This is a genomic window from Phytohabitans maris (assembly GCF_031085175.1).
Classification (GTDB): Bacteria; Actinomycetota; Actinomycetes; order Mycobacteriales; family Micromonosporaceae; genus Phytohabitans; species Phytohabitans maris.
In genome coordinates, this window is the sequence record NZ_JAVHUY010000007.1 from 211,236 (window position 1) to 233,311 (window position 22,076).

17 protein-coding genes are annotated in these 22,076 nt (G+C 70.9%); 4 read left to right on the top strand and 13 right to left on the bottom strand.

The features are described from left to right. The first annotated feature begins 94 nt into the window (after positions 1–94). Entirely contained in the window at positions 95–2,866 is a 2,772-nt protein-coding gene (locus tag RB614_RS09760) for a TIM barrel protein (RefSeq protein ID WP_308712074.1), read from the top strand. A gap of 4 nt (positions 2,867–2,870) precedes the next feature. Here the strand turns inward: RB614_RS09760 and RB614_RS09765 are convergent, their stop codons facing one another. The 8 genes from RB614_RS09765 to RB614_RS09800 all read right to left on the bottom strand — a co-directional run bounded on the left by RB614_RS09765 (position 2,871) and on the right by RB614_RS09800 (position 13,864). Then, positions 2,871–4,976: an outer membrane protein assembly factor BamB family protein gene (locus tag RB614_RS09765; RefSeq protein ID WP_308712075.1), complete on the bottom strand. Its 2,106-nt coding sequence runs from the start codon at positions 4,974–4,976 to the stop codon at positions 2,871–2,873. A gap of 105 nt (positions 4,977–5,081) precedes the next feature. Further along, on the bottom strand, positions 5,082–5,945 hold the full coding sequence (locus RB614_RS09770) for a DMT family transporter (protein WP_308712076.1): 864 nt from the start codon (positions 5,943–5,945) through the stop codon (positions 5,082–5,084). Between the two features lie 3 nt (positions 5,946–5,948). Further along, positions 5,949–6,659: an ABC transporter ATP-binding protein gene (locus RB614_RS09775; RefSeq protein ID WP_308712077.1), complete on the bottom strand. Its 711-nt coding sequence runs from the start codon at positions 6,657–6,659 to the stop codon at positions 5,949–5,951. Further along, positions 6,656–8,482, bottom strand: a complete 1,827-nt coding sequence (locus tag RB614_RS09780) for a branched-chain amino acid ABC transporter ATP-binding protein/permease (protein WP_308712078.1) — start codon at positions 8,480–8,482, stop codon at positions 6,656–6,658. Before RB614_RS09780 ends, RB614_RS09775 begins: the two co-directional genes overlap by 4 nt. Next, a complete protein-coding gene (locus RB614_RS09785) occupies positions 8,479–9,348 on the bottom strand; it encodes a branched-chain amino acid ABC transporter permease (protein WP_308712079.1) in 870 nt (289 codons plus the stop codon). The genes RB614_RS09780 and RB614_RS09785 overlap by 4 nt, the downstream gene beginning before the upstream one ends. A gap of 66 nt (positions 9,349–9,414) precedes the next feature. Then, positions 9,415–10,575: an ABC transporter substrate-binding protein gene (locus RB614_RS09790; RefSeq protein ID WP_308712080.1), complete on the bottom strand. Its 1,161-nt coding sequence runs from the start codon at positions 10,573–10,575 to the stop codon at positions 9,415–9,417. 32 nt (positions 10,576–10,607) lie between these two features. After that, the gene (locus RB614_RS09795) at positions 10,608–12,377 is read right to left on the bottom strand and encodes a thiamine pyrophosphate-binding protein (protein ID WP_308712081.1); all 1,770 of its coding nucleotides are present in this window, start codon (positions 12,375–12,377) and stop codon (positions 10,608–10,610) included. After that, positions 12,374–13,864, bottom strand: a complete 1,491-nt coding sequence (locus tag RB614_RS09800; protein WP_308712082.1) for an aldehyde dehydrogenase family protein — start codon at positions 13,862–13,864, stop codon at positions 12,374–12,376. The genes RB614_RS09795 and RB614_RS09800 overlap by 4 nt, the downstream gene beginning before the upstream one ends. Positions 13,865–14,019: 155 nt before the next feature. Between RB614_RS09800 and RB614_RS09805 the strand changes: the two genes are divergently transcribed. Genes RB614_RS09805 through RB614_RS09815 form a run of 3 tightly spaced genes read left to right on the top strand, consistent with a single transcriptional unit; the run spans position 14,020 to position 16,847 of the window. Then, the gene (locus tag RB614_RS09805; RefSeq protein ID WP_308712083.1) at positions 14,020–14,823 is read left to right on the top strand and encodes an IclR family transcriptional regulator; all 804 of its coding nucleotides are present in this window, start codon (positions 14,020–14,022) and stop codon (positions 14,821–14,823) included. Positions 14,824–14,871: 48 nt separating this feature from the next. Beyond that, positions 14,872–16,047, top strand: coding sequence for a CaiB/BaiF CoA transferase family protein (locus tag RB614_RS09810; RefSeq protein WP_308712084.1), 1,176 nt, complete (start codon positions 14,872–14,874; stop codon positions 16,045–16,047). Continuing rightward, positions 16,044–16,847 (top strand): citryl-CoA lyase, encoded by an 804-nt coding sequence (locus tag RB614_RS09815; RefSeq protein WP_308712085.1) that lies wholly within the window; start codon positions 16,044–16,046, stop codon positions 16,845–16,847. Before RB614_RS09810 ends, RB614_RS09815 begins: the two co-directional genes overlap by 4 nt. Here RB614_RS09815 and pqqB read toward each other — a convergent pair. Genes pqqB through RB614_RS09840 form a run of 5 tightly spaced genes read right to left on the bottom strand, consistent with a single transcriptional unit; the run spans position 16,837 to position 22,038 of the window. After that, positions 16,837–17,676 (bottom strand): pyrroloquinoline quinone biosynthesis protein PqqB, encoded by an 840-nt coding sequence (gene pqqB / locus RB614_RS09820; protein WP_308712086.1) that lies wholly within the window; start codon positions 17,674–17,676, stop codon positions 16,837–16,839. The two genes, RB614_RS09815 and pqqB, sit on opposite strands and share 11 nt — an antisense overlap. After that, a complete protein-coding gene (gene pqqE, locus RB614_RS09825) occupies positions 17,673–19,067 on the bottom strand; it encodes a pyrroloquinoline quinone biosynthesis protein PqqE (RefSeq protein ID WP_308712087.1) in 1,395 nt (464 codons plus the stop codon). Before pqqE ends, pqqB begins: the two co-directional genes overlap by 4 nt. After that, positions 19,064–19,783, bottom strand: coding sequence for a pyrroloquinoline-quinone synthase PqqC (gene pqqC, locus RB614_RS09830; RefSeq protein WP_308712088.1), 720 nt, complete (start codon positions 19,781–19,783; stop codon positions 19,064–19,066). Before pqqC ends, pqqE begins: the two co-directional genes overlap by 4 nt. After that, complete coding sequence (locus RB614_RS09835) at positions 19,759–19,893, bottom strand: hypothetical protein (protein ID WP_308712089.1); 135 nt, start codon at positions 19,891–19,893, stop codon at positions 19,759–19,761. Before RB614_RS09835 ends, pqqC begins: the two co-directional genes overlap by 25 nt. A gap of 15 nt (positions 19,894–19,908) precedes the next feature. Continuing rightward, entirely contained in the window at positions 19,909–22,038 is a 2,130-nt protein-coding gene (locus RB614_RS09840) for an outer membrane protein assembly factor BamB family protein (protein WP_308712090.1), read from the bottom strand. Between the last annotated feature and the right edge of the window lie 38 nt (positions 22,039–22,076).

Below are 22,076 nucleotides of genomic sequence, written 5' to 3' on the forward strand. Positions count from 1 at the left end.
CCGGCAGGCGTATAACTAACGTACTAGTTCGTACATTAGGTCTCTGTCGGGAAGAACGCCGCGACGTGCGGTCGTCGCCAGGAGGGCAGCTGGGATGCTCACCGCCGCACAGGTCTGCGGGCCGGGATCCACCGCCGAGCCGCGCACGCCTCCGCGTACTGCCATCGCCACCGTGTGTCTGTCCGGGAGCCTCGAGGACAAGCTGGCGGCCGCAGCCGCGGCCGGTTTCACCGGGGTGGAGCTCTTCGAGGACGACCTCGTCGCATCGGATTGGTCGCCGGAGCGGGTGCGGCGGGAGTGCGATCGCCGCGGCCTGTCGATCGACCTCTATCAGCCGTTCCGGGACTTCGAGGCGGTGCCCCCTGATCTCCTCCAGGCGAACCTGCGTCGGGCCGAGCGCAAGTTCGACCTGATGCAGCGGCTCGGTGCCGCCACGATGCTGGTCTGCTCGTCGGTCTGCGCGGAGGCGGTCGACGACGATGACCTCGCCGCCGAGCAGCTCCACGAGCTGGCCGCACGGGCGGCCGACCGCGGCATGCGGATCGCGTACGAGGCTCTGGCGTGGGGCCGCTTCGTAAACACGTACGCGCACGCCTGGCGGATCGTGCGCCACGCCGACCATCCCGCGCTGGGTCTGTGCCTGGACAGCTTCCATGTGTTGTCCCGCGGTGCCGACCCCGGCGGAATCCGGGTCATACCCGGGTCGAAGGTCTTTCACCTGCAACTGGCGGACGCGCCGCCGCTGAAGATGGACGTGGTGGAGTGGAGCCGGCACCATCGGCTCTTTCCCGGCCTGGGGTCGTTCGACCTGTCCGGCTTCGTCAGCCACGTGCTGACCACCGGGTACGCCGGCCCGTGGGCGCTAGAGGTGTTCAACGACGTCTACCGCCAGGCGGACCCGCGGCAGGCGGCGATCGACGGTATGCGATCTCTGTTGGTCCTTCAGGAGTCCATCGACCGCCGCGAGCCGGCCGCCGCCGGCCGCGAGGTGGTCCGGCCGGCCGGCTTGCCCGCGCCTCCTCGGTTGGGTGGCCTGGTGTTCACCGAGCTTGCCGTCGACGAGATCTCCGGACCGGTTGTCGCGCGGACGTTGACCGCGCTCGGCTTCACCCACCGCGGACAGCATCGCTCCAAGCCGGTCCAGCTGTGGGAGCAGGCCGACGCCCGGATCCTGTTGAACTCCGCGCCACAAAGGACGGTCCCGCCGGGGACGGCGGCGATCTGCGCGGTGGCCGTGGAGAGCACGGATCCGACCGCTTCGGCTCTTCGGGCGCAGCGGCTGCTGGCGCCGGTACTGCCCCGGGTGCGCCAACCGGACGAAGCCGAGCTGAGCTCGGTGGCCGCCCCCGACGGGACCGCGGTCTTCTTCTGCCGCGGCGGCGCGGCGGACGAAGGGTGGCTGCACGACTTCGTTCCCACCGGGCGGACGCCACGATCCGACGGCTTGGTGACCGGAACCGACCACATCTCGCTCACCGAATCGGTGGACGACTTCGACCAGGTCGCGCTCTTCTACCGCTCGGTGCTCGGGCTGCGGTCCGGCACCACGACCGAGCTCGCCGCGCCGTTCGGCCTGATCCGCAGCCGGGCCGCGACCGACCCGGGCCATCGGGTCCGGATCACCCTCAACACCGCGCCGCTGCGCCGGGGCGCCTGGGCACCAACGATTCCCAACCCGCAGCACATCGCGTTCGCCACGGACGACGCGATCGCCACCGCCACCGCCATGCGCCACCTCGGCGCCCCGCTGTTGAAGATTCCCGACAACTACTACGACGACCTGGACGCCCGCCTGGCACCGCCGCCGCGGACGCTGGCGGCGCTGCGCGAGAACTCGATCCTCTACGACCGTGACGACCAGGGCGAGTACCTGCACTTCTATACGGAGATGCTGGGCTCCCGGGTGTTCTTCGAGGTGGTGCAGCGGATCGGCGGGTACGCCGGCTACGGCGCCGCGGGCAGCATCCCGGTGCGGATGGCCGCGCACCGGCAGCGCCGGCTGATCGCGCTCCGCGAAGGCTCGCGGGCCGGGGACAGTGGCGCACACGAGTATTCGCTGGCGCACCTGACCGCGCTGAGTCTGTCCCCGCCCGAGTTGGTGGAGGCCGCCGCGGAGGCCGGCTACCGGTATGTCGGCCTGCGCCTGACCCGGGTCACCGCGCAGGAGCCGCACCACCCACTCGCCACCGACCCGGCCTTGATGAGGACCACGAAGATTCGCCTCGCCGCCACCGGAATCGAGGTCCTGGACATCGAACTGGCCCGGATCAGCCCGCGCGAGGAGCCGCGTGACTTCCTCCGTTTCCTCGAGGCGGGCGCGGAGCTGGGCGCCCGGCACGTCATCACCCAACTGCCCGACCCGGACCGCACCCGCAAGATCGACCGATTCGCCGAGCTGTGCCAACTGGCCAAGCCGCTCGGGCTCACCGTCGATCTCGAGTTTCCCTCGTGGACCGAGACCCCGGACCTCACCGAGGCGACGCGTGTGCTGCGGGCAGCCGACCAACCCAACGCCGGCATCCTGGTCGACCTGTTGCACTTCGCCCGATCCGGATCCAGCATCGCCGACCTTCGTGACCTTCCGGCCGGCTGGTTCCACTTCGCCCACGTCTGCGACGCCCCGGCCGCCGTCCCCGCCACGATCGACGGTGTCATCCACACCGCACGGTTCGAGCGGTTGTTTCCCGGCGAGGGCGGTATCGACGTGCACGGCATCCTCGCCGCTCTGCCACCCGGCATCCCGTACGCGCTGGAGATCCCCCGGGCGACACTCGTGGCCCAGGTCGGCGCGAAGGAGCACGCTCGCATGGCCATCGCCGCGGCCCGCGAGCATCTTGACCGGGCGCGGCGACGGCCAGCGGCATAGGCTGTCAGTACACCTCGACCTTGCCGGTGGGGCGGGCGCTGTGCGGGTCGTTGAAGAAGTACTCGCCCTTCTTGGTGAAGGTGTACTGGAACGACTCGCCCGGCTGGAGGCGGATGTCGAAGAGGCCTTCGAAGAACTGGGTCGCGCCGTGGACGTGGATGTTGTCGGCCGGGTTGCGGAAGGTGACCGTGGTGCCGACCGGTACCCGTAGGTGGGTGGGGGCCATCGCGTTGACCGCGGTCGACTCGGTGGTGCCGACCTGCCCGGTCGCGGCGTTGTAGGTGCGGGCGAGCACGATCGTGTTGTCGACGGCGATCCCCTCGACCGGTCCGCCGGAGACGGGGCGGCGCACGATTGGCGGCGGTGGTGTGGGGGCGGGTGCGACGGTGCCGCCGACCTTGAACGCCCACAGGTAGTCGCCGCGCGGCGCGGAGTCGCCGTACGGGATACCGGTGCCGCCGGCGTACACGGCGACGTACTGCACACCGTCCACTTCGTACGCGATGGGGCTGCTGCTGATCGCCGCACCGGTCTGGAACCGCCACAGCTCGCGGCCGGTCCTGGCGTCGAGGCAGAGCAGGTTGCCGTCTGGCTGTCCGATGTAGAGCAGGTCGCTGGCGGTGGTGAGGATGCCGTTGCCGTGGGCCAGGGAGTACGGCATCCGCTTCTTCCACCGCACCTGGTTGGTGCTCGGATCCACGGCCACCACTCCGCCGGTCATGTACTCCCCCGGCGGCCGTAGTCCGTTGCTGCTCTCGGTCAGCGAGTGGGCGGCGGCCACGTACCCGTACCCGGTGTAGACGAGCTTGGTGCTGTGGCTGAACGACTGGTGGTTCCAGTCGGCGCCGCCGCCGTGGCCGGGGATGGACAGGATCGGCACGTCCCAGTGCGGGTCGTAGAGCTTGCCCCGCACGTAGTTGGGTACGGCGCGGTTGGGGTCGCCGGGCACCGCGGTGCCCAGTGGCTGGTCGACGACGCGGTTTTCGGTCCAGCCGCCCTGGCGGGGGAAGGGTTGAGTGGGCCAGGTCTTCTGGCGGGGTTCCTGCGGTACTGGCACCTCGTCGATGCCTAGTGGGGCGCTGCCGTCGGCGCGGTCGAGGATGAAGTACATGCCGGATTTGCTGCCGTAGACGACGAGCTTGCGCATCCGGCCGCGGATCCGCACGTCGGCCAGGACCGGCGCCATGCTGTTGTCCATGTCCCAGATGTCGTGGTGCACCGACTGGAAGTGCCAGCGGTAGGCGCCGGTCTTCAGGTCCAGGGCCACGAGCGAGTTGGCGAACAGGTTCTGGCCGCCGCGGGCGGAGCCGTCCTGTGAGGAGTTGTTGCCGCGGGCGTTGCCGAACGTCCAGTAGCTGAGCCCCAGCTCCGGGTCGAGGGCCGGGTGCAGCCACGGGGTGGCGCCGCCGACCTGCCAGGAGTCGCCCTCCCAGGTGTCGTTGCCGAACTCGCCCGGGCCGGGGGTGCCCCAGAAGTGCCAGACCACGTCGCCGTTCGCGGCGTCGAGGGCGAGTGCCGCGCCGCGGGCGCCGTCGTTGGTGCCGCAGTAGAGCATCCCGTCGTGGTAGGTGACGGCGACCTTCTCCACGTTGCCGTACCCGTTTACCTGCCGTTCCCAGGCGACCTGCCCGGTCCGTCGGTCCAGCGCGATCACCCAGTTGCCGCGGCCGTGGGTGTAGACCAGCCCTGCGCCGACGGCCACCCCGCGGCGGGTGAGGCTGCCGCGGGTCTGCTGGTAGGTCCACCGGGTCTGGCCGGTGGCACCGTCGACGGCGTGCACGTTGCCGAGGGCGGACTCGATGTAGAGCACCCCGTCGACCGCGACCGCGGTGCTCTGGTTGGTGCCGGTGTTGAGGCCGCCCTCGATGCGGTTGACCCAGGCCGCGCCGAGGCGCTGGACGTTGCCGCGGTGGATGCGGGCCAGGGACGAGTAGTTCTGGTTTCCCAGGTTGCCGCCGACCTTGGGAAAGTCGTGGCCGCCCGGGGTCGTGCACCGCGCTCGCGCACGGGTGCCGGCCGCTGCCGGGGCGGTGCCCGCCTCGGTGACGGCCACGCCGACCGCGGTCGCGGCGGCACCTTTGAGGAGGTCTCTTCGCTGGATCTTTGCCATGGGTCTCCCCTGATCGATAAGGTCCACCTGGTGGACCGATAGATCCGCTTGATGGTCGCACGGTACGCTGGTTAACACGTTCGTGACAAGAGGGGCCTTGGCTGTCTACAAGGGACGTTTGGCGGTGAGCATCCAGCGCAGGCCGAGGAGCGTGCCGGCCATGCCGAGAAGGCTGAGCGGTGGCACTGGTTCGTCGAGCAGCAGCCATCCCCAGCCGACGCCGAACAGCGGGACCAGCAGGGTGACGCTCGATGTGTAGACCGGTCCTTCCCGGTCGATGAGCCGGTAGAACAGCAGGTAGGCCAGGCCGCTGCCGAGCACGCCGAGCGCCGCGAGCTGGACCACGGCGACGCCGGTCACGTGGGTCGGCGCAGGGACGACCAGCAGCGCGGGAGCCAGCGCGGCCGTGGCGCCCAGTTGCTGTCCGGCGGCGAGCGTCAGCGGCGGTACGTCGCCGAACCGGCGGGCCGCGTAGGCGGCGCCGTACGCGAACACGGCCGCGCCGGCGAGGCCGAGAAGCAGGCCGATGAGGTCGTCCCGATCGAGCCCGAGCTCGCGTTGGGCCATCACCACGGCGACGCTGACCCAGCTCACCACCAGGCCGGCGGCCGCGCGCCTGGTCGGCCACCGACGCGCGGCGGACGCCTCGATGGCCAGCGCGAACGCCGGCGTGGACGCGTTGAGCACGGCGGCGGTGCCCGCGTTGAGGCTGAGCATCGCGGCGGAGATGAGGGTGAAGGGCGCCGCCGCCGACAGTACGCCGAGGATCGCGTAGCTCCACAAAGGACGGCCGCGTAGTGGATGGCGGCCAGCGACCGCGGCCACCAGCAGCAGCACCCCTCCAATCAGTGTGCGCCCAGCCGTGACCGGCACCGGACCGAGGACCGGGACGACCGCGCGGACGAACACGTATGACAGGCCGAAGAGCGCGCCGCAGGCCACCAGGAGCGGGACGGAACCGCGGCGCACCCGTCAGAGGCCGAGGTAGATCTGGCGGACCCGGGGGTCTTCCCGGAGCTGCTCGGACGTGCCGTTCATGGCGACGATCCCGTTCTCCATCACCAGGCATTCGGTGGTGACCTCGAAGGTCAGCTTGGCGTTCTGTTCGACCAGCAGGATGCCCAGCCCGTCGCGGTTGAGCTTCTGCAGGACGGCGACGATGTTTTCGACGAGCTTTGGGGACAGGCCCATCGACGGCTCGTCCAGCAGCATCAGGCGCGGGGCGGACATCAGCGCCCGGCCGATGGCGAGCATCTGTTGCTGCCCGCCTGACAGGGCGCCGGCGAGCCGGTGCCGCATCTCGCCGAGCACCGGGAAGAGGGTGTAGACCTCGTCGAGGGTGTCGAGGGTGGCGCCCTTCCACGGCTTGCTGTATGCGCCCAGGAGCAGGTTCTTCTCCACCGGCAGGCCGGGGAAGACGTGCCGGCCTTCGGGCACGTAGCCGATGCCGTACCGGACCATCTTGCGGCCGGGCACCCGGGTCAGGTCGTGCTCGCCGAACCGGATGGAGCGGACCGTGCGGGGTACGAGCCCCATCAGCGCTTTGAGGGTGGAGGTCTTGCCCGCCCCGTTGGCCCCGATGATGCCGACCGACTGTCCAGGTGCGACAGTGAACCCGATGTCCTGGGCCGCGCAAACGCCACCGTAGTGGACGGACAGCCCGTCGACCACGAGGGTGGTCACAGCTTCACCTCCGTAGCCTGCGTAGCCTCCTCGGCGGCCGGTACGTCGATGACCGTGCTGTCGCCGAGGTACGCCTCGATCACGTGTGGGTCGACCGCGACCCGTGCCGGTTCGCCGTCGGCGATGATCCGCCCGTTGGACAGGACCGTGACCTGGTCGCACAGTGACATGACCAGACCCATGTTGTGTTCGATGACCACGACGGTGACGCCGGCGCCGCGGATCGAGCGGACGATCTCAGCGAGCTGGCGCACCTCCTCGCCGTTGAGGCCGGCGGCCGGCTCGTCGAGCAGCAGCAGCCGTGGTGTGGCGGCCATGGCCCGGGCGACTTCGACCCGGCGCTGGATGCCGTACGGCAGGGCGCCGGGCAGGCTGTCCGCGAAGTCGGTCAGCCCGAAGCGTTCCAGGATCTGGTCGGCCCGGCGGCGCAGCTCGCGGTCGTGCCGCCAGACGCCCACCTGCCAGACCGCGTACCGCCAGATGCTGCGGATCCGGCTGCGGTCCAGTGCCACGAGGACGTTCTCCCGCACGGTGAGGGCGGCAAACAGGCGCAGGTTCTGGAAGGTCCGGGCGATGCCGGCCTGGGCCAGGCGGTACGGGCGGGCCGCGGTCAGGTCGGTGCCGGCGATGGCCACCCGTCCGGCGCTGGGTTTGTAGAGGCCGCTGACCACGTTGAACAGGGTGGTCTTGCCGGAGCCGTTCGGGCCGACGATGCCGCGGATCTGTCCGGCCGGGACGGTCAGCGTGATGTCCTGCAACGCGGTCAGGCCGCGGAAGTGCTTGCTCACACCGGTGACCTCGAGCATCGGTCCGGCCTGGGGCGCCGGCGCCTGGCCGTAGGGTTGGAAGGGGCGTAGCGCGCCGGCGGTGGCCGCACCGCCGGGCAGCCAGCCGCGTCGACGCAGCCAGCCCGTCACCCGCCTGGGCAGGCCGGCCAGGCCGGTGGGGGCGAACACGACGGTGAGCACGACGACCGAGCCGTAGGCGACCTGGGCGTAGGTCGGGTAGTCCACGAGCAGTTCGCGGACCAGGGCGAGGCTGATCGCGCCGATGACGCATCCGACCAGGCTCTGCCGCCCGCCGATGATCACCATGGCGAGCAGCAGGAACATGTTGGCGATGCTGAACGTCTCCGGGGCCACGTACCGGATCAGGCCGGCGTAGAGCACGCCCGCGATACCGCCGTACACGCCGGCGAACAGGAACGCCGTCATCCGCAGCATCGGCACCTCGACACCGACCGCGCCGGCGGCGAGGGCGTCGTCGCGCATGGCCCGCATCCGCCGGCCCAGCGGGGTGCGGACCACGAAGATGCCGAACGCCAACGCGACGGCGAAGACGATCAGTTCGACGTAGTAGAACAGGTACTCGCTGGACAGGTCGACGCCGGGCAGCTGCGGGCGGGGGATGCCGGTGATGCCCTCCGCTCCCCCGGCCAGGTGGGAGTTGGTGACCCAGTTGGTGAAGGCCAGCGCCAGCCCGAGCGTGACGATGCCCAGGTAGTGCGACTGCATGCGCAGCGCGGGGGTACCCACCAGCAGGCCGATGGCGGCCGCGGCCAGGATCGCCACGACCGCGGCGGCCCAGAACCCCCACCCGGACTTGGTGGTGAGGATGGCGGTGACGTACGCGCCGACGCCGAAGAACGCGACCTGGGCGAGGTTGATCTGGCCGGCGATGCCCATGGCGAGGCCGAGCCCGATGGCCAGCAGCGCGTACAGCAGCATCACGTTGACCACGTGGATGGCGTACGAGTCCAGCTGGTACGGCAGTAGCCAGGCGGCCACGCCGAGCAGGGCGATGCCGCCGACGCGGTACCTCATGCGCGGTTCACCGTCCTTTCCCCGAAGATGCCGGTCGGCCGGACCATGATGATCACGGTGAAGACCAGGAACGTGACCAGTTCCGAGTAGCCCTGGAAGTGGCCGGCGGTGAAGCCGTCGAGCACCCCGATGCACAGGCCGCCGATGATCGCGCCGGGAATGCTGCCGAAGCCGCCGAGGATCGCCGCGGCGAACCCCTTGATGCCGAGCGTGCCGCCCATCGCCGGGCTGACGTACAGCAGCGGGCCGACCAGCCCGCCGGCGAGGGCGGCGAGTCCGGCGCCGATCATGAACGCGATGGAGTTGCTGCGGCCCACGTGGATGCCGACCGCGGTGGCCGCCTGGTGGTCCATGGCGACGGCTTGCATCGCGGCGCCCCGCTTGGTGCGCTGTAGGAACAGCACCAGCACGGCAGTGGCGGCCGCGGCGATGGCGAGCACGACCAGGTCGTAGGTGCGGATCCGGATGCCGAACACGTCCAGCGGCGCGCCTGGCACGGGTGAGGGCACCGCCCGGCCGGTGGCGCCCCAGATGATGATCGCGAGGGCCTCCAGGACGATGCCGAACCCGATCGTGCCGATGAGCATCAGGTCGAAGTCCTTGTTTTCCAGCGGGCGCAGCACGCGTTCGATGACGATGCCGATAAGGCCGGTCACCACCAGAGCGATCACCATCGCCGCCGCGAACGGCAGCTTCGCGGACAGGTAGAAGGTGGAGGCGAAGTAGGCGCCGATCATGACGACGTTGCCGTGCGCGAAGTTGACCAGCCCCATGGTGCGGTAGACCAGCGAGAAGCCCATCGCGACCAACGCGTAGATCGCGCCGAGGCTCAGCCCTCCGATGAACGTCTGGATGGTGACTTGCATGGTTCTCCCTGTGGGTGGGCAAACCCCGGGGCCGCGGTGAGCGCCGCCCCGGGGATCACGACATCGTCAGGCGTCGGTGGCGGCGATCAGCTTGCCGCTGGTGATGGTGCCGATGGAGGTTTCGAAGATGCCCACGCCGGTCTCGTCGAAGGTGAAGTTGCCGAGCAGGCCGGCGTGTTTGGTGGACCGGATGGCATCCGCGAGCGGCTTGCCGGTCGCCAGGTTGCTGTTCTTCAGGGCGGTCAGCATGATCTGCGCGCCGTCGTACGCCTTGGCACCGTGCATTTCGGCGTCCTCACCGTGCATCGCCTTGTACGCGGCGGCGAACGTGCGGGAGGCGTCGCTGATCTCGTTGCTCAGGTACGGCGAGCTGACGATGGTGCCCTCGGCGTTGGCCGCGCCGGCGGTGTCGATGAACACCGGCGTGCCCTGCGGTGCGGCGCCCGCGAACGGCGCCTTGATGCCCAGGTCCCGGGCCTGCTTGACGATCAGTCCCGACTGCACCTCCTCCGCGCCCACGAAGATCAGCTGAGGGTTCTTCTGCCGGATGCTGGTCAGCGCGGCGCTGAAGTCCTTCTGGTCGGTGGTCACCGCGTGGTCGGCGACCGGTGTGACACCGCGGCTGGACAGAGCCTTGAGGAACGCGTCGTGCTCGCCCTTGCCGTAGGAGCCGTTGTTGGTAATCACCGCGATGCTTTTGATGCCCTTGGTGTCGACGATGTACTTGGCGAGGGTCTCGTCGTAGGTGGTGCTGGTCGGTCCGTTGAGGAACAGGAACGGGCTCTTGACCGCGACCAGGCCGGGCGACTGGCCGGAGGTGATGTTCGGGATCTCCTCCTGCTGCAGGATCGGCGCCATCGCGATGGTCACCGCGCTCTCCGCCGTGCCGAGCATCGCGACGTAGCCCTCGCTGGCGATCTTGCGGGCCAGGTTGGTGCCGACCGTCGGGTCACCCTGGTCGTCGAAGACGCCGAGCTCGATCTGCCGGCCGCCGACGCCGCCGGCCTTGTTCCACTCGTCGACGGCGAGCTTGACGCCCTTGAGCTCCCAAGCTCCGAGTGAGCTGAGCTGTCCACTTTGGGCGTTCACCACAGCGATCTTGATGGGGCCGTCACCGGACGAGCTCGACTCCTCGTCCTCACCCGGTGCCGAACAGGCGGACAGCGCGATCGTGGCGGCGGCCACAGTGGACAGTATGGCGACACGTCGTCGGGCGAACAGGGACATGACACATCACCTCGTGGGTTTCGGGGGTGGGTTCAGTCGAAGATGCCTTGATAGATGTCCTTGATGTTCCAGTGGCCCGGGGTCGGGACCGGTTCGTTGACCATCGGAACGTCCAGTACCGCCGGTCGGCGGGCCGCGACGGCCGCCCGCAGCGCGGGTTCGAGGTCTTCGGCGGCGGCGATGGTGTATCCGTCGGCGCCGCAGGAACGGCCGAAGGCGGCGAAGTCGGGGCTGTACGGCTCGCCGTCGGGGCCGAGGAAGTCGCAGCCGAAGCTGCGGCCGAAGTTGCTGGCCTGCAGGTCGGAGATGGTGCCGTGGGACCGGTTGTTCATCACGACGAAGATCACCGGTGCGCCCTGCTCCACGGCCATGGGTACGGCCGGCAACTGGGCGCTCATCCCGCCGTCGCCGACGAGGGCGACGACCGTCCGGTCCGGCTGGGCGATCTGCGCGCCGACCGCGGCGGCCGGGCCGAAGCCCATGGTGGAGGCACCGCCTGGGGTGATGAAGCGGCCCGGCTCGGGCAGCTCGTAGCACTGGGCGACGCCGTTCTTGTTCCAGCCGACGTCGGTTACCAGGACCGCGTCGGCCGGCAGAGCTTGGCGCAGGTCGGTCAGGATCCGCTCGGGGCGCAGCGGGAACTGGTCGCTGCGGCCTCGTTCGCGGCTGGCGGTAAACAGGCTGGTCCGCGCCGCGCGGATCTGTTCGCGCAGATCCGGGCGGTGTACCGGTTCCGGCCGCAGGTCGGGCACGGCGCCGGCGATCGCCTCGACCGCCTGGTTGACGTCCGCGACCGCGCCGATCTCCACCGGGTAGTTACGGCCGATCTCGGCCGGGTCCAGGTCGATCTGGATCAGCCGGGTGGGCGGGAACCGCCAGGTGTGCCGGCGGTCCCAGGAGCTGGCGTCGGTCTCGGCGAACCGGGTGGCCAGCGCAAGCACGACATCGGCCTCGCGGGTGTATTCGTTGGTCAGCTCCAGGCCCCAGAAGCCGGGCATGCCCAACAGCAGCGGGTGCGAGTCGGGCAGCGTGCCCTTGGCCATCAGCGAATGGGCCACCGGGATGTCCAGGTGCTCGACCAGCGCGCGGAGCGCGGCGACGCCGCTGTCGCGGCGTAGGCCACCGCCGACGTAGACCAGCGGGCGGCGCGCTCCCGCGAGGGCCTCGGCGATCCGCCGCGCCACGCTCTTGGCCAACGCCGGTGCGGGGGCATCGGCGACCAGTGGGTACGTCGCGGCTGGCGCGGGTCGGGAGAAGTGGTCCATCGGCACGTTGAGCAGCACGGCGCCGGGGCGTCCGGAGGTGGCGGTCCAGAAGGCGCGCTCGGTGAAGCGGGCCAGGTCGCGCACGTGGTGCACGTTCCAGGCGCGTTTGACGAACGGGCGGAAGATGGCCGCCTGGTCGGCGTCGGCGTGCAGGTTCACCTCCTGGTGCGGGTGCCGGCCGTAGAAGTACGACGGGATGTCGCCGGAGATGACCACCATCGGCACCGAGTCGAGCGCGGCGGTCAGCACGCCGGTGACCGCGTTGGTCAGGCCAGGCCCCACGTGGGTCAGCAGGACGCCGGGTTTGCCGGTGGTGCGGGCGTAGCCGTCGGCGGCGTGCGCGGCGGCCTGCTCGTGCCGGCTGATGACGAACTTGATCCGGCTGCGACCAAGCGCGTCCAGCAGCGCGATGTTGGTGTGTCCACAGAGGCCGAACACGTACTCCACGCCGTACGACTCCAGCTGTGCGACCATCGCCTGGGCGCCGGTCCGGGCCGGTTCGGTGACCGCCGGTCGGGGGAGTTGGTCGAGCGTCATTCCTGTCCTTCCTGACCCGTCCAGAGGGAGATGCCGCGCAGCATCAGCGTCTTGACGACGGTGTAGTCCTCGATCATGAATCGGGGCGATTCCCGGCCGAACCCGGAGTCCTTGACCCCGCCGAACGGCACGTGGTCCAACCGGAAGTTGGAGGAGCCGTTCACGACCAGACCACCCACCTGCAGGTCGCGCCAGGCCGTGACGATGCGGTGGATGTCCGATGTGAACAGTCCGGCCTGTAGCCCGTACCGGCTCTCGTTGCAAGTGGCCAGGACCGCGTCGAAGTCGTCGTACGGCAGCACGCTTACCAGCGCGCCGAAGACCTCCTCGCGGACCACGGCGGCGTCGGCGGGTGGGGCGGCCACGACCGTCGGCACGACCGTGGCGCCGTCTCGCTGGCCACCCGTCGTGACGGTAGCGCCGGCGGCGACCGCCTCGGCGGTCCACCGCACGACCCGCTCGGCGGCCGCGTCGTCCACCATGGACCCGACGTCGGTGGCGGCGTCGAGCGGGTCACCAAGCCGCAACGCGCGTACCGCGTCGGTGAGCGCGGCTACGAACCGCTCGTAGCGGGATCGGTGCACGTACACCCGCTGCACCGAGATGCAGCTCTGGCCCGAGTTGCTGTAACCGGTACGGGCGCACACTTTCGCGGCGTGGTCGATGTCGGCGTCCTCGCACACGATGGTGGCCGCGTTGCCGCCCAGCTCCAGCACCAGCCGCTTGGCGCCGGCGGCTCGGGCCACCGCGGCGCCGGTGTCGGCGCCGCCGGTGAAGCTGATCACCGCTACCTCCGGTGCCGCGCACAGCCGCGCACCCATCTCGGCGTCGCCGTGCAGCAGCTGCACCGCCTCCGGCGGCATTCCCGCCTCCAGCAGCAGTGAAACGAGGGCGGCGGAGGCCGCTGGGGCCTGCGGCGGCGGCTTGACGATCGTGGTATTTCCGGCCGCGAACGAGGCGGCGAGCTTGTGCGCCAGCAGGTTGGCCGGTGCGTTGAACGGCGTGATCGCGAGCGCGACGCCCGCCGGCGCCCGGTAGGTGAAGGCCGTGTTGCCCACGCCGCGGGCCCAGCCGGCGACCGGCAGCACCTCGCCGTTGATCTGGCGGGCCTCGGCGGCCGAGACGGCGAAGGTGTCGGCGACCCGGTCCATCTCGCCGAGGCCGTCCTTGAGTGGCTTGCCCAGCTCCAACGCGAGCAGGCGGGCGACCTCGGAACGCCGCTCGCCGGCCAGCGCCGCCGCCCGCTCCAGCACCGCGGCCCGGGCTGCTGGGGCGAGCCGGGCGACGGTGCCGGCAGCACGGCGCGCGTACTCCCGTGCGACATCGATATCCGCATGGTCCGCCTGACGGGCCCGGCTGACCACGGCACGCACCCAGGGGCCGGTGCGCTCGGACTGCTCCCCCGCCGTGATCCACTCCCCGGCGACCAGGCAGCCGACCTCGCGGACCGGGTCCTGCAATCGGGGCCGAGCTGGACTGTCGAGCATGATCAATCCTCTCCAGTGATCCGCTGGACGGTACTTCTGGACCGTTGTGCGGACTAGGTGTAACGTACGGGCGGCGAGGCCCGCTGGCAATAGCCGGTTCCGAAACCGTTACGCGGACGTGAACCCGTCCGGGGAGGCACGAGAACATGGAGTCCGTGACCAAACACCAAGCACCCACACCGCGGTCGGACGCCGCCGATGTGTCCGAAGCCGGCGGCGTGCGCAGCGTGCAGCGGGCCATGGACATCCTGTCGCTGCTGACCGACGCCCGGCCGGTGGTGAGCATCCGCGAGATCGTCGACGAGACCGGCCTGGCCAAGACCACGGTCATCCGGCTGGTGCAGACGCTCGAGCAGGTCGGCCTGCTGTGGGCCACCGCCAAGGGCTACACCGCCGGTCCCGGCCTGTGGCGCTGGGCGCACCTGGCTCGCCGGGCCTGGGAGCTGCCGCCGGAGACACAGCAGCTGATGCGCGAGCTGGCCGCCCGCCAGCGGGAGACGGTCAACCTCTACGTCGCCCGCGACATCTACCGGGTGTGCGTGGCCCAGCAGGAGAGCCCGCAGCCGCTGCGGCACGTGGTGCAGGTCGGCGACGAGTTGCCGATGTGGGCCGGTGCCTCCTCCAAGGTGCTGCTGCGCGACGCCTCCCCCGCGCTGCTCACCCGGGTGGCGCTCAGTTCCCCGTACGGGGAGTCGCATGTGGACACCCTGCGCGAGTGGGTCGACGGCGTGCTGAAGACCGGCTACGCCACCAGCGCCGGTGAGCGCGAGCCGGGCCTGTCCGCGGTCGCGGTGCCGGTCACCGGCCGTTCCGTGGCTGTGGTCGCGGCGCTGTCGCTCAGCGGCCCGACGATCCGGTTCACCGACGACCGGATCGCCGATTTCATCGACGACCTCAAACGCGTTGCGGCGCGCATGTCCGAGCGTGGGTTCGACCATCCCCTCGCGAGTCCGGCCTGACCGGCCGGTCCGGATGCCTGTCCGCGGCGCCCACGAAGGAGTACGCGAATGCCTGACCGACCGCTCAGCGGTGTCCGGGTCCTCGACCTGACCAACGTTCTGGCCGGGCCCTACTGCAGCTACCAGCTGATGCTGCTCGGCGCCGAGGTGGTCAAGGTCGAGATCCCGGGCCACGGCGACCTCGCGCGACGCCTCGGCCCGGATCCGGAGCTGAACGAGGCAGGCATCGGTGCCTCGTTCCTGGCCCAGAACGCCGGCAAGAAGTCGGTGGAGCTGGATCTCAAGGACGCCGCCGACCGGGCCCGGTTTCAGCACATGCTGGGCGAGGCGGACGTGCTGCTGGAGAACTTCCGGGCCGGCACGCTGGCCCGGATGGGCTACGGCTGGGATCGGCTGCGCGAGCTCAACCCGCGGCTGGTCTACTGCGCGATCTCGGGCTTCGGTCAAAGCGGGCCGATGAGCCAGGCCCCGGCGTACGACCAGATCATCCAGGGCCTGTCCGGGATGATGAGCATCACCGGCACCTCCGACACCGCCCCGCTGCGGGTCGGGTTTCCGGTCTGTGACTCGGTCGGCGGGCTGGTCGCCGCGCTCTCGATCGCGGCGGCGCTGGCCGGCCGGGCCCGCACCGGGCAAGGCGTCTTCCTCGACGTGTCCATGTTGGAGGCGTCCCTGTCCGCGATGGGCTGGGCCGTCTCCAACTATCTGGTCAGCGGCGTACCGCCGGAGCCGATGGGCGACCAGAACGCCACCGCCGCGCCGTCCGGCACGTTCGACGCCGCCGACGGGCCGTTGAACATCGCCGCCAACAAGCAGGAACAGTTCGAGACCCTGTGCCGGCTGGTCGGTCGGGAGGACCTGATCGGCGACGTCCGGTTTGCCGCCCGCGACGCTCGCAAACGCCACCGCGCCGCGCTGAACGCCGAACTCAACGCGGCACTGCGCAAGCGGCCAGCAGCCGAGTGGGAGACCGCACTGTCGCGCGCCGGCGTCCCAGCGGCGCGGATCCTGACCGTCCCGGAAGCCGTCGAGCTGGACCAGCTGGCGCATCGGGGCTTCTTCACCGACCTGCCGTTTCCGGACGGATCGCCCCGGACACTGCGGGTCAGCGGCAACGGCGTGCTCGTCGACGGGCGGCCGCTGCGCCCGACCAACCCACCACCGCTGCTGGGCCAGCACAACAGCGACCTGCGTCATCCCGCTACCTCCGGAGAAGCCGCATGACCACGGTGCAGGACGTATCCGACTGGTGGGCCACTGGTGTGTCGCGCGTCGAGCCGGGGGTGATCGAGCTGCGTGGCCGCCCGGTCCAGGAGCTCATCGGCACCACCAGCTTCGCTTCGACGATCTGGCTGATGCTGCGCGGTGATCTGCCCACCGCCACCCAGGAACGGCTGCTGGAGGCGGCGCTGGTGGCGTCGGTGGACCACGGTCCGCACGCGCCGTCGATCGCGGCCGCGCGGATCGCCGCGACCTGCGGTGTGGGCCTGAACAACGCGGTGGCGACCGGGGTCAACCTGCTCGGTGACACGCACGGCGGTGCCGGCCAGCAGTGCCTGGAGCTGCTCGCGGACGTGCTGGCCCGCCAAGCCCGCGGCGACAGCCTGGAGACGGCCGCCACGGCCGCCATCGCGGCCTGGCGGGACCGTTCCCGGTACCTGCCCGGCTTCGGTCATCGCTTCCACACCGTCGATCCCCGCCGCGAGCCGCTGCTGTCCCTTGTGGACGAGGCGGTGTCGGAGGGCGCGGTGAAAGGGGACATCCTGCGGGCGGGCCGGGCGGTCGAGGCCGTCCTCAACGAGGGTCGGGCCCGCCCGATCCCGATGAACGTGGACGGTGCCACCGCGATCATCTACGGCGAGCTGGGTTTTCCCGCACCACTGGCGCGTGGGCTCTTCGTACTCGGCCGCAGCGTGGGGATCCTCGCGCACGCCTGGGAGGAAAGCCAGCAGGGCCGGCGAAACAAAGGGCCCATGCCGCCCGGCATCGCACCGACGTTCCTGGGATCCCCGGCTACAGGGTGAGGGTGAGGCCGTCCTCGGCAACGTCCTCGCCTCCTCCGACCGCCAGCGGGTTGGTGTTGTTCAGGTGGGTGTACAGCAGCCGCCGCACCCCGGGCCGGGTCAGCGTCCGGCGCGACACGCTCACCGGCAGGTGTCCCATGGCGGTGGCCGAACGGCCCCCGCCGGTGGCCCGGACCATCTCGTCCTCGTCCAGGAAGGTGCCGTCCAGCAGCGCGCAGTCGGCACCCTCCACAAGAGACGGGTCGAACGCCGGCAGGCAGGGTGCGTAGACGAGCACACCACCGGTACGGGGATCGGTGATCCGGTACGCCACCACCCAGTCGCCGCCGTCGGCGTCGGCCGCGTACCGCGGTCGCTTGGCGCCAACCACCGTGGCGCACACCCGCAGGCCGCCGTTCAAGTGGATGTCTTCGCCAGGAGCCAGTGCCTGCCACGACACGTCGGTGTAGGCCGCCAGCGCCCGGCGCAACCCGAGCGGACCGTCCAGCGCGGCGAGCACGGTGGCGCTGGCGTAGACCGACAGGGCCTCAGCCTCGCGCAGGGTGAGCAGGCCCAGCGCATGGTCCAGCTCGGCGGTGCTCAGCAGGACACCCCGGATCGGGGTGTCGCGTCGCCCCGGGCCCGGCGCCAACTCCGGCGCGGAGAGGATCTGGGCTCGCAGGTCGGGCGAGGCGTTCAGCAGGTACCACGACCGCTGGTCGCCGCTGATCGCCACGCAATCCTGGCTGCGCGCCACGCCCGCGCGCCGGGCCGCCGCACAGCCGTCGCAGGCGCAGTTCCACTGTGGAACGCCGCCGCCCGCGGCGGTGCCGAGCAGCCGGACTTTCATCGCGGCCGCCGCGGTATGGCCGGTGGCCGGGCGGCGGCCGCGGCCGTGACGGCGCCCGCCATCAGCCCGTGGTGCGCAGACAGGCCGCAGGCCGGGTCGGTGGCCGCCGGGTCGCCGGTGAGCTGGTACGCCTGGCAACGGCAGCCGCCGAAATCGACGTGCCGCAGGTCGCAGGCGCGACATGGGTCCGGCATCCAGGCCGTGCCACGAAACCGGTTGAAGGCCGGCGACTCGTACCAGATTTCGGCGAGCGAGGCCGCCCGGGCGTTGACCACACCCAGGTCCGGCAGCTGGCCGGCGGCCAGGCAGGGCAGCACGTCCCCGTTCGGGGCCACGACGAGCTGGCGGCTGCCCCAGCCGTACATGCAGGGTTTGGGCCGGTCGGCGTGGTAGTCGGCAGCGACGTAGACGATCTCTATCTGGTGGCCGTGCCGGGCTTGGACGGTCTGGGCGGCCGCTCGCGCCCGCTCGACCTGAGCGGCGCTGGGCATCAACGCGGCCCGGTTGCGCCAGCCCCAGCCGTAGTACTGGGTGTGCGCCAGTTCCAGGCGGTCGGCTCCCCAGGCCACACCGAGCTCGGCGATGGCCTCCAGCCGGTCGATGTTGCCCGCGTGCAGGACGGCGTTGACGGTGAACGCCAGACCGCTGGCCCGCACCAGGGCCGCGGACGCCCGCTTGCGGTCGTGGGCGCGGATCCCGGCGAACGCGTCGGCCGGGCCGGCGTCGGCGTCCTGGATGGACAGTTGCAGGTGGTCCAGGCCCGCCGCGACGAGTGCGTCGAGCCTGGCCGCGTCGAGTGGGACGCCGCTGGTGACAAGGTTCGTGTACATGCCGAGGACGTGCGCGTGCCCGACCAGCTCGGCCAGGTCAGGACGGAGCAGCGGCTCGCCGCCGGAGAAGTGCGCCTGCAGCACACCTAGCCCGCGTGCCTCGTCGAGCACCCGCCGCCAGTCCATCGTGGACAGCTCATCCCGGTATGCGGAAAGCTCCACCGGGTTCGAGCAGTAGGCGCAGCGCAGCGGGCAGCGGTAGGTGAGCTCGGCCAGCAGCCCGGTCGGCACCGGCAGCCGCGGCACTATGGCTGCCGGCGCCGGCGGCTCCGGTCCGGACACCGGCACACCGGTGCCGTCCACGGTGAGCACCCGCCGGCCCACCAGGTCGGCGACGAGCGTGCGCACGTCCTCGACGCGGACGCCGTCGAACTCTCCGGCCAGGTCGCCGGCGATTTCCGCGACGGTACCGCCGGTGCAGCGGGTGACCACGGCACCGGCGGTCTCGTTGAGCAGCAGCACGCCTTCCGGGTACTGCAGCGCCCGCTGGCCGCGCACCCGGTCGTACGTCAGCCGCACGCCTCGACGCAGCGTGGGCCGGGCCGCGGCGGTGACGGTCATGGCCGCGCGTTCGCGTAGTCGATGGCGTCCAGCATCGCCCGCAGCACGTCGCACTTGAACGCCAGCGCCGCGACGGCCGCGTCCTGCTCCTCGCGGCTGACACAGTGGGTCAGCACCAGGTCCAGCGTGTATCCGCTCTCCGCGCGCACCGTGGGGACGCGGCGTTCGAAGTAGGCGTACCCGTCCGGCTTGATCCAGTCGTAGTGGCGTCGCCACGCGACCACCCGGCCGGCCATCAGGTCGGGAGCGAACAGCTCGGTGAGCGCGGCGGCGGCACCCTGCTTCCACGGCCGGGTCCGGCAGAAGGCGACGTAGGCGTCGACCGCGAACCGGACACCGGGCAGCACGTGCCGTTCGTCGAGCACCTGCCGCCGGTCGAGCCCGACGGCCTCGGCGAGGACGAGCCAGTCTTCCAGCCCACCCTCACCGCCGGCGTTGCCATCCTGCCGTTCAGGTCCGTCCTGCCAGAGGATCCGCTCGACCCACCGGCGGCGTACCTCGGGCAGTGGGCAGTTGGCCACGATGGCCGCGTTCTTCTGGGACATGTGCCGCTGGTAGTACCAGCGGTTGGCCACCCACGCGCGCACCTCGTCCGGCGTGCACGCACCAGCGTGCAGCCGGACGTGGAACGGGTGCCGGTCCCAGTAACGCACCGACAGGCCACGCAGTCGCGCCTCGAACGCCTCCCGGCTCAGCGACCGCGGGTCGCCAGCCACGGCCCGGTGTCCCCGGAGTACGCGGTCACCTCGGGTCGGGTCTCCAGGCACTCGATCCGTGGCCGGGTCCAGGCCCGCCGTGTCTTGGTCTGCTGTTTGGTGGCCGCCATGGCCATCACCTCCAACTAATAGACGACGATCTTTCCGGTGCTCTGTGGGTAGATGGCGTCGTTGAAGAAGAACTCCCCACGCTTGTTGAACGTGTGCTGGTGCGACTGCCCGGGCAGCAGCGTCCCGGTGTCGAACTCGTCCTCCCAGAACGACACCGCCGCATGGGCCGAGGCGTTGCCGGCCGGGTTGACGAAGGTGACCGTCGTGCCGAGCGGCACGCGCAGGTGCTGGGGCGCCATCGCGTTCTGCGCGATGAGGTTTTCGACGGCGCCGGGCGCCTGCGCCGCGGCGTCCCAGACCCGGCCGAGCGTCACGGTCGTGGTGCCGGTGACCGCGACCGCGCGGATCTGGTTGCGCTTGGACGGCGGTGTCGGCGCCACGGCCGGCGGCACGGTGCCGCCGAGCCTGAACGCCCAGAGGTGGTCGCCCTTGGGGATGTCCGGATACGGCAGGCCGTTGCCGCCGGCGAACACGGCCAGGTACTGCTCACCGTCCACTTCGTACGCGACCGGGCTGGTGTGCACACCGGCGCCGGTCTGGAAGCTCCACAACACGGTCCCGTCCCGGTCGTCCATCGCGTGCAGGACGCCGTCCGGACCGCCCTGGAACATCACCCCACCGCCGGTGGTGAGGATGCCGTTGCCGTGCGCCAGCGACCACGGCCCCTCCCGCCGCCAGACCACCGTGTTCGTGCGCGGGTCGACCGCCGCGATGCCGCCGGAGAAGTACTCCCCCAGCGGGCGGGAGGTGTTGACCCGCCCGTCGCGGGCGTTGGAGAAGCCGGAGTTGATCAGGCCGTAGCCGACGTAGATCCAGCCGGTGTGCGGGTTGAACGACAGATGTGACCAGTCCGCGCCGCCGCCCGCGCCGGGGAAGATGACCACCGGCCGGTCCCAGTGCGGGGTGAACAGCCCGCCGGCCTCGTAGAACGGCACCGGGCGGGTGGAGTTGGCATAGTCCGGATAGGGCGAGACGAACGGCTCCCCGCCCGGGATGGGCTGGGTCAGCGACGTCTTCTGCCGTGGCTCCTGCGGCACCGGGCGCTCCTCGACGCCGTGCACCGGCCGCCCGGTGGCCCGGTCGAGGATGTAGTAGTAGCAGGTCTTGCTGCCGTACACGACAACCTTGCGGGTCCGTCCGCCGATCCGCAGGTCGACCAGGACCGGGGCCATGACGTTGTCCATGTCCCAGATGTCGTGGTGCACCGACTGGAAGTGCCAGCGCCGCCGCCCGGTCTTGGCGTCGATCGCCACGATCGAGTTGGCGAACAGGTTGTCACCGGCCCGGCTCGACCCGTCGGTGCGCGGGTACGGGCCGCTGAACGTCCAGTACACCAGGCCGAGGTCCGGGTCGATCGCCGGATGGATCCACGGCACCGCCCCGCCGGTCTGCCACGACTCGCCCTCCCAGGTGTCGTGGCCGAACTCGCCCGGACCGGGCGCGCCCCAGAACCGCCAGGCGATCTCGCCGGTGCGCGCGTGCAGCGCGTACGCCCGGCCGCGGGCGCCGCCGGTGCTGCCCTGCATGCCGACGTAGATCAGCCCGTCCCAGTAGACGACCGCCCCGGCCAGCGTGCCGGTCAGGCCACCGCATTGGCCATTTTGCGGGTCGCAGCCGCTGTCGTTGCCGCCCTCGTCGGTGGTCAACAGCTGCTTCTGCCACACCACCTGACCGGTGGCCTGGTCCAGGGCGTACACGATGTTGGCGCCGGAGGTGGAGAAGACCAGCCCTTCGCCGAGCGCGACGCCGCGCATGTTCGTGGTGCGCCCGCCCAGGTTGGTCTTCCACTTCACCGTGCCGGTGCGCCCGTCCACGGCGAAGACATTCTGCTGGGTGGTCTGCACGTACAGCACGCCGTCCTGGACCACGACCGTGCTCTGCTGGTGCCGGCTCGTGTCGCCGCCCTCGAGGTTGACGTGCCAGGCGCCGCCGAGCCGGTGCACGTTACGCCGGGTGATGGCCTTGAGCGGCGAGTGGTTCTGGTTGCCCAGGTCGCCGCAGACCTTGGGAAAGTCGCGGCCGATCCGGCCGAATCCGGCCGGCTGGCGCGGCACCCCCATCGCCGCCGCTGGGCTCTGACCCATGACCGCCGCCGAGGTCGCACCCGCCGAGGTCGCCAGAAACGCGCGTCGCTGCATACCCATCCCGCCTCGTGGTCCGCTAGACGGACTAGATGATCCGC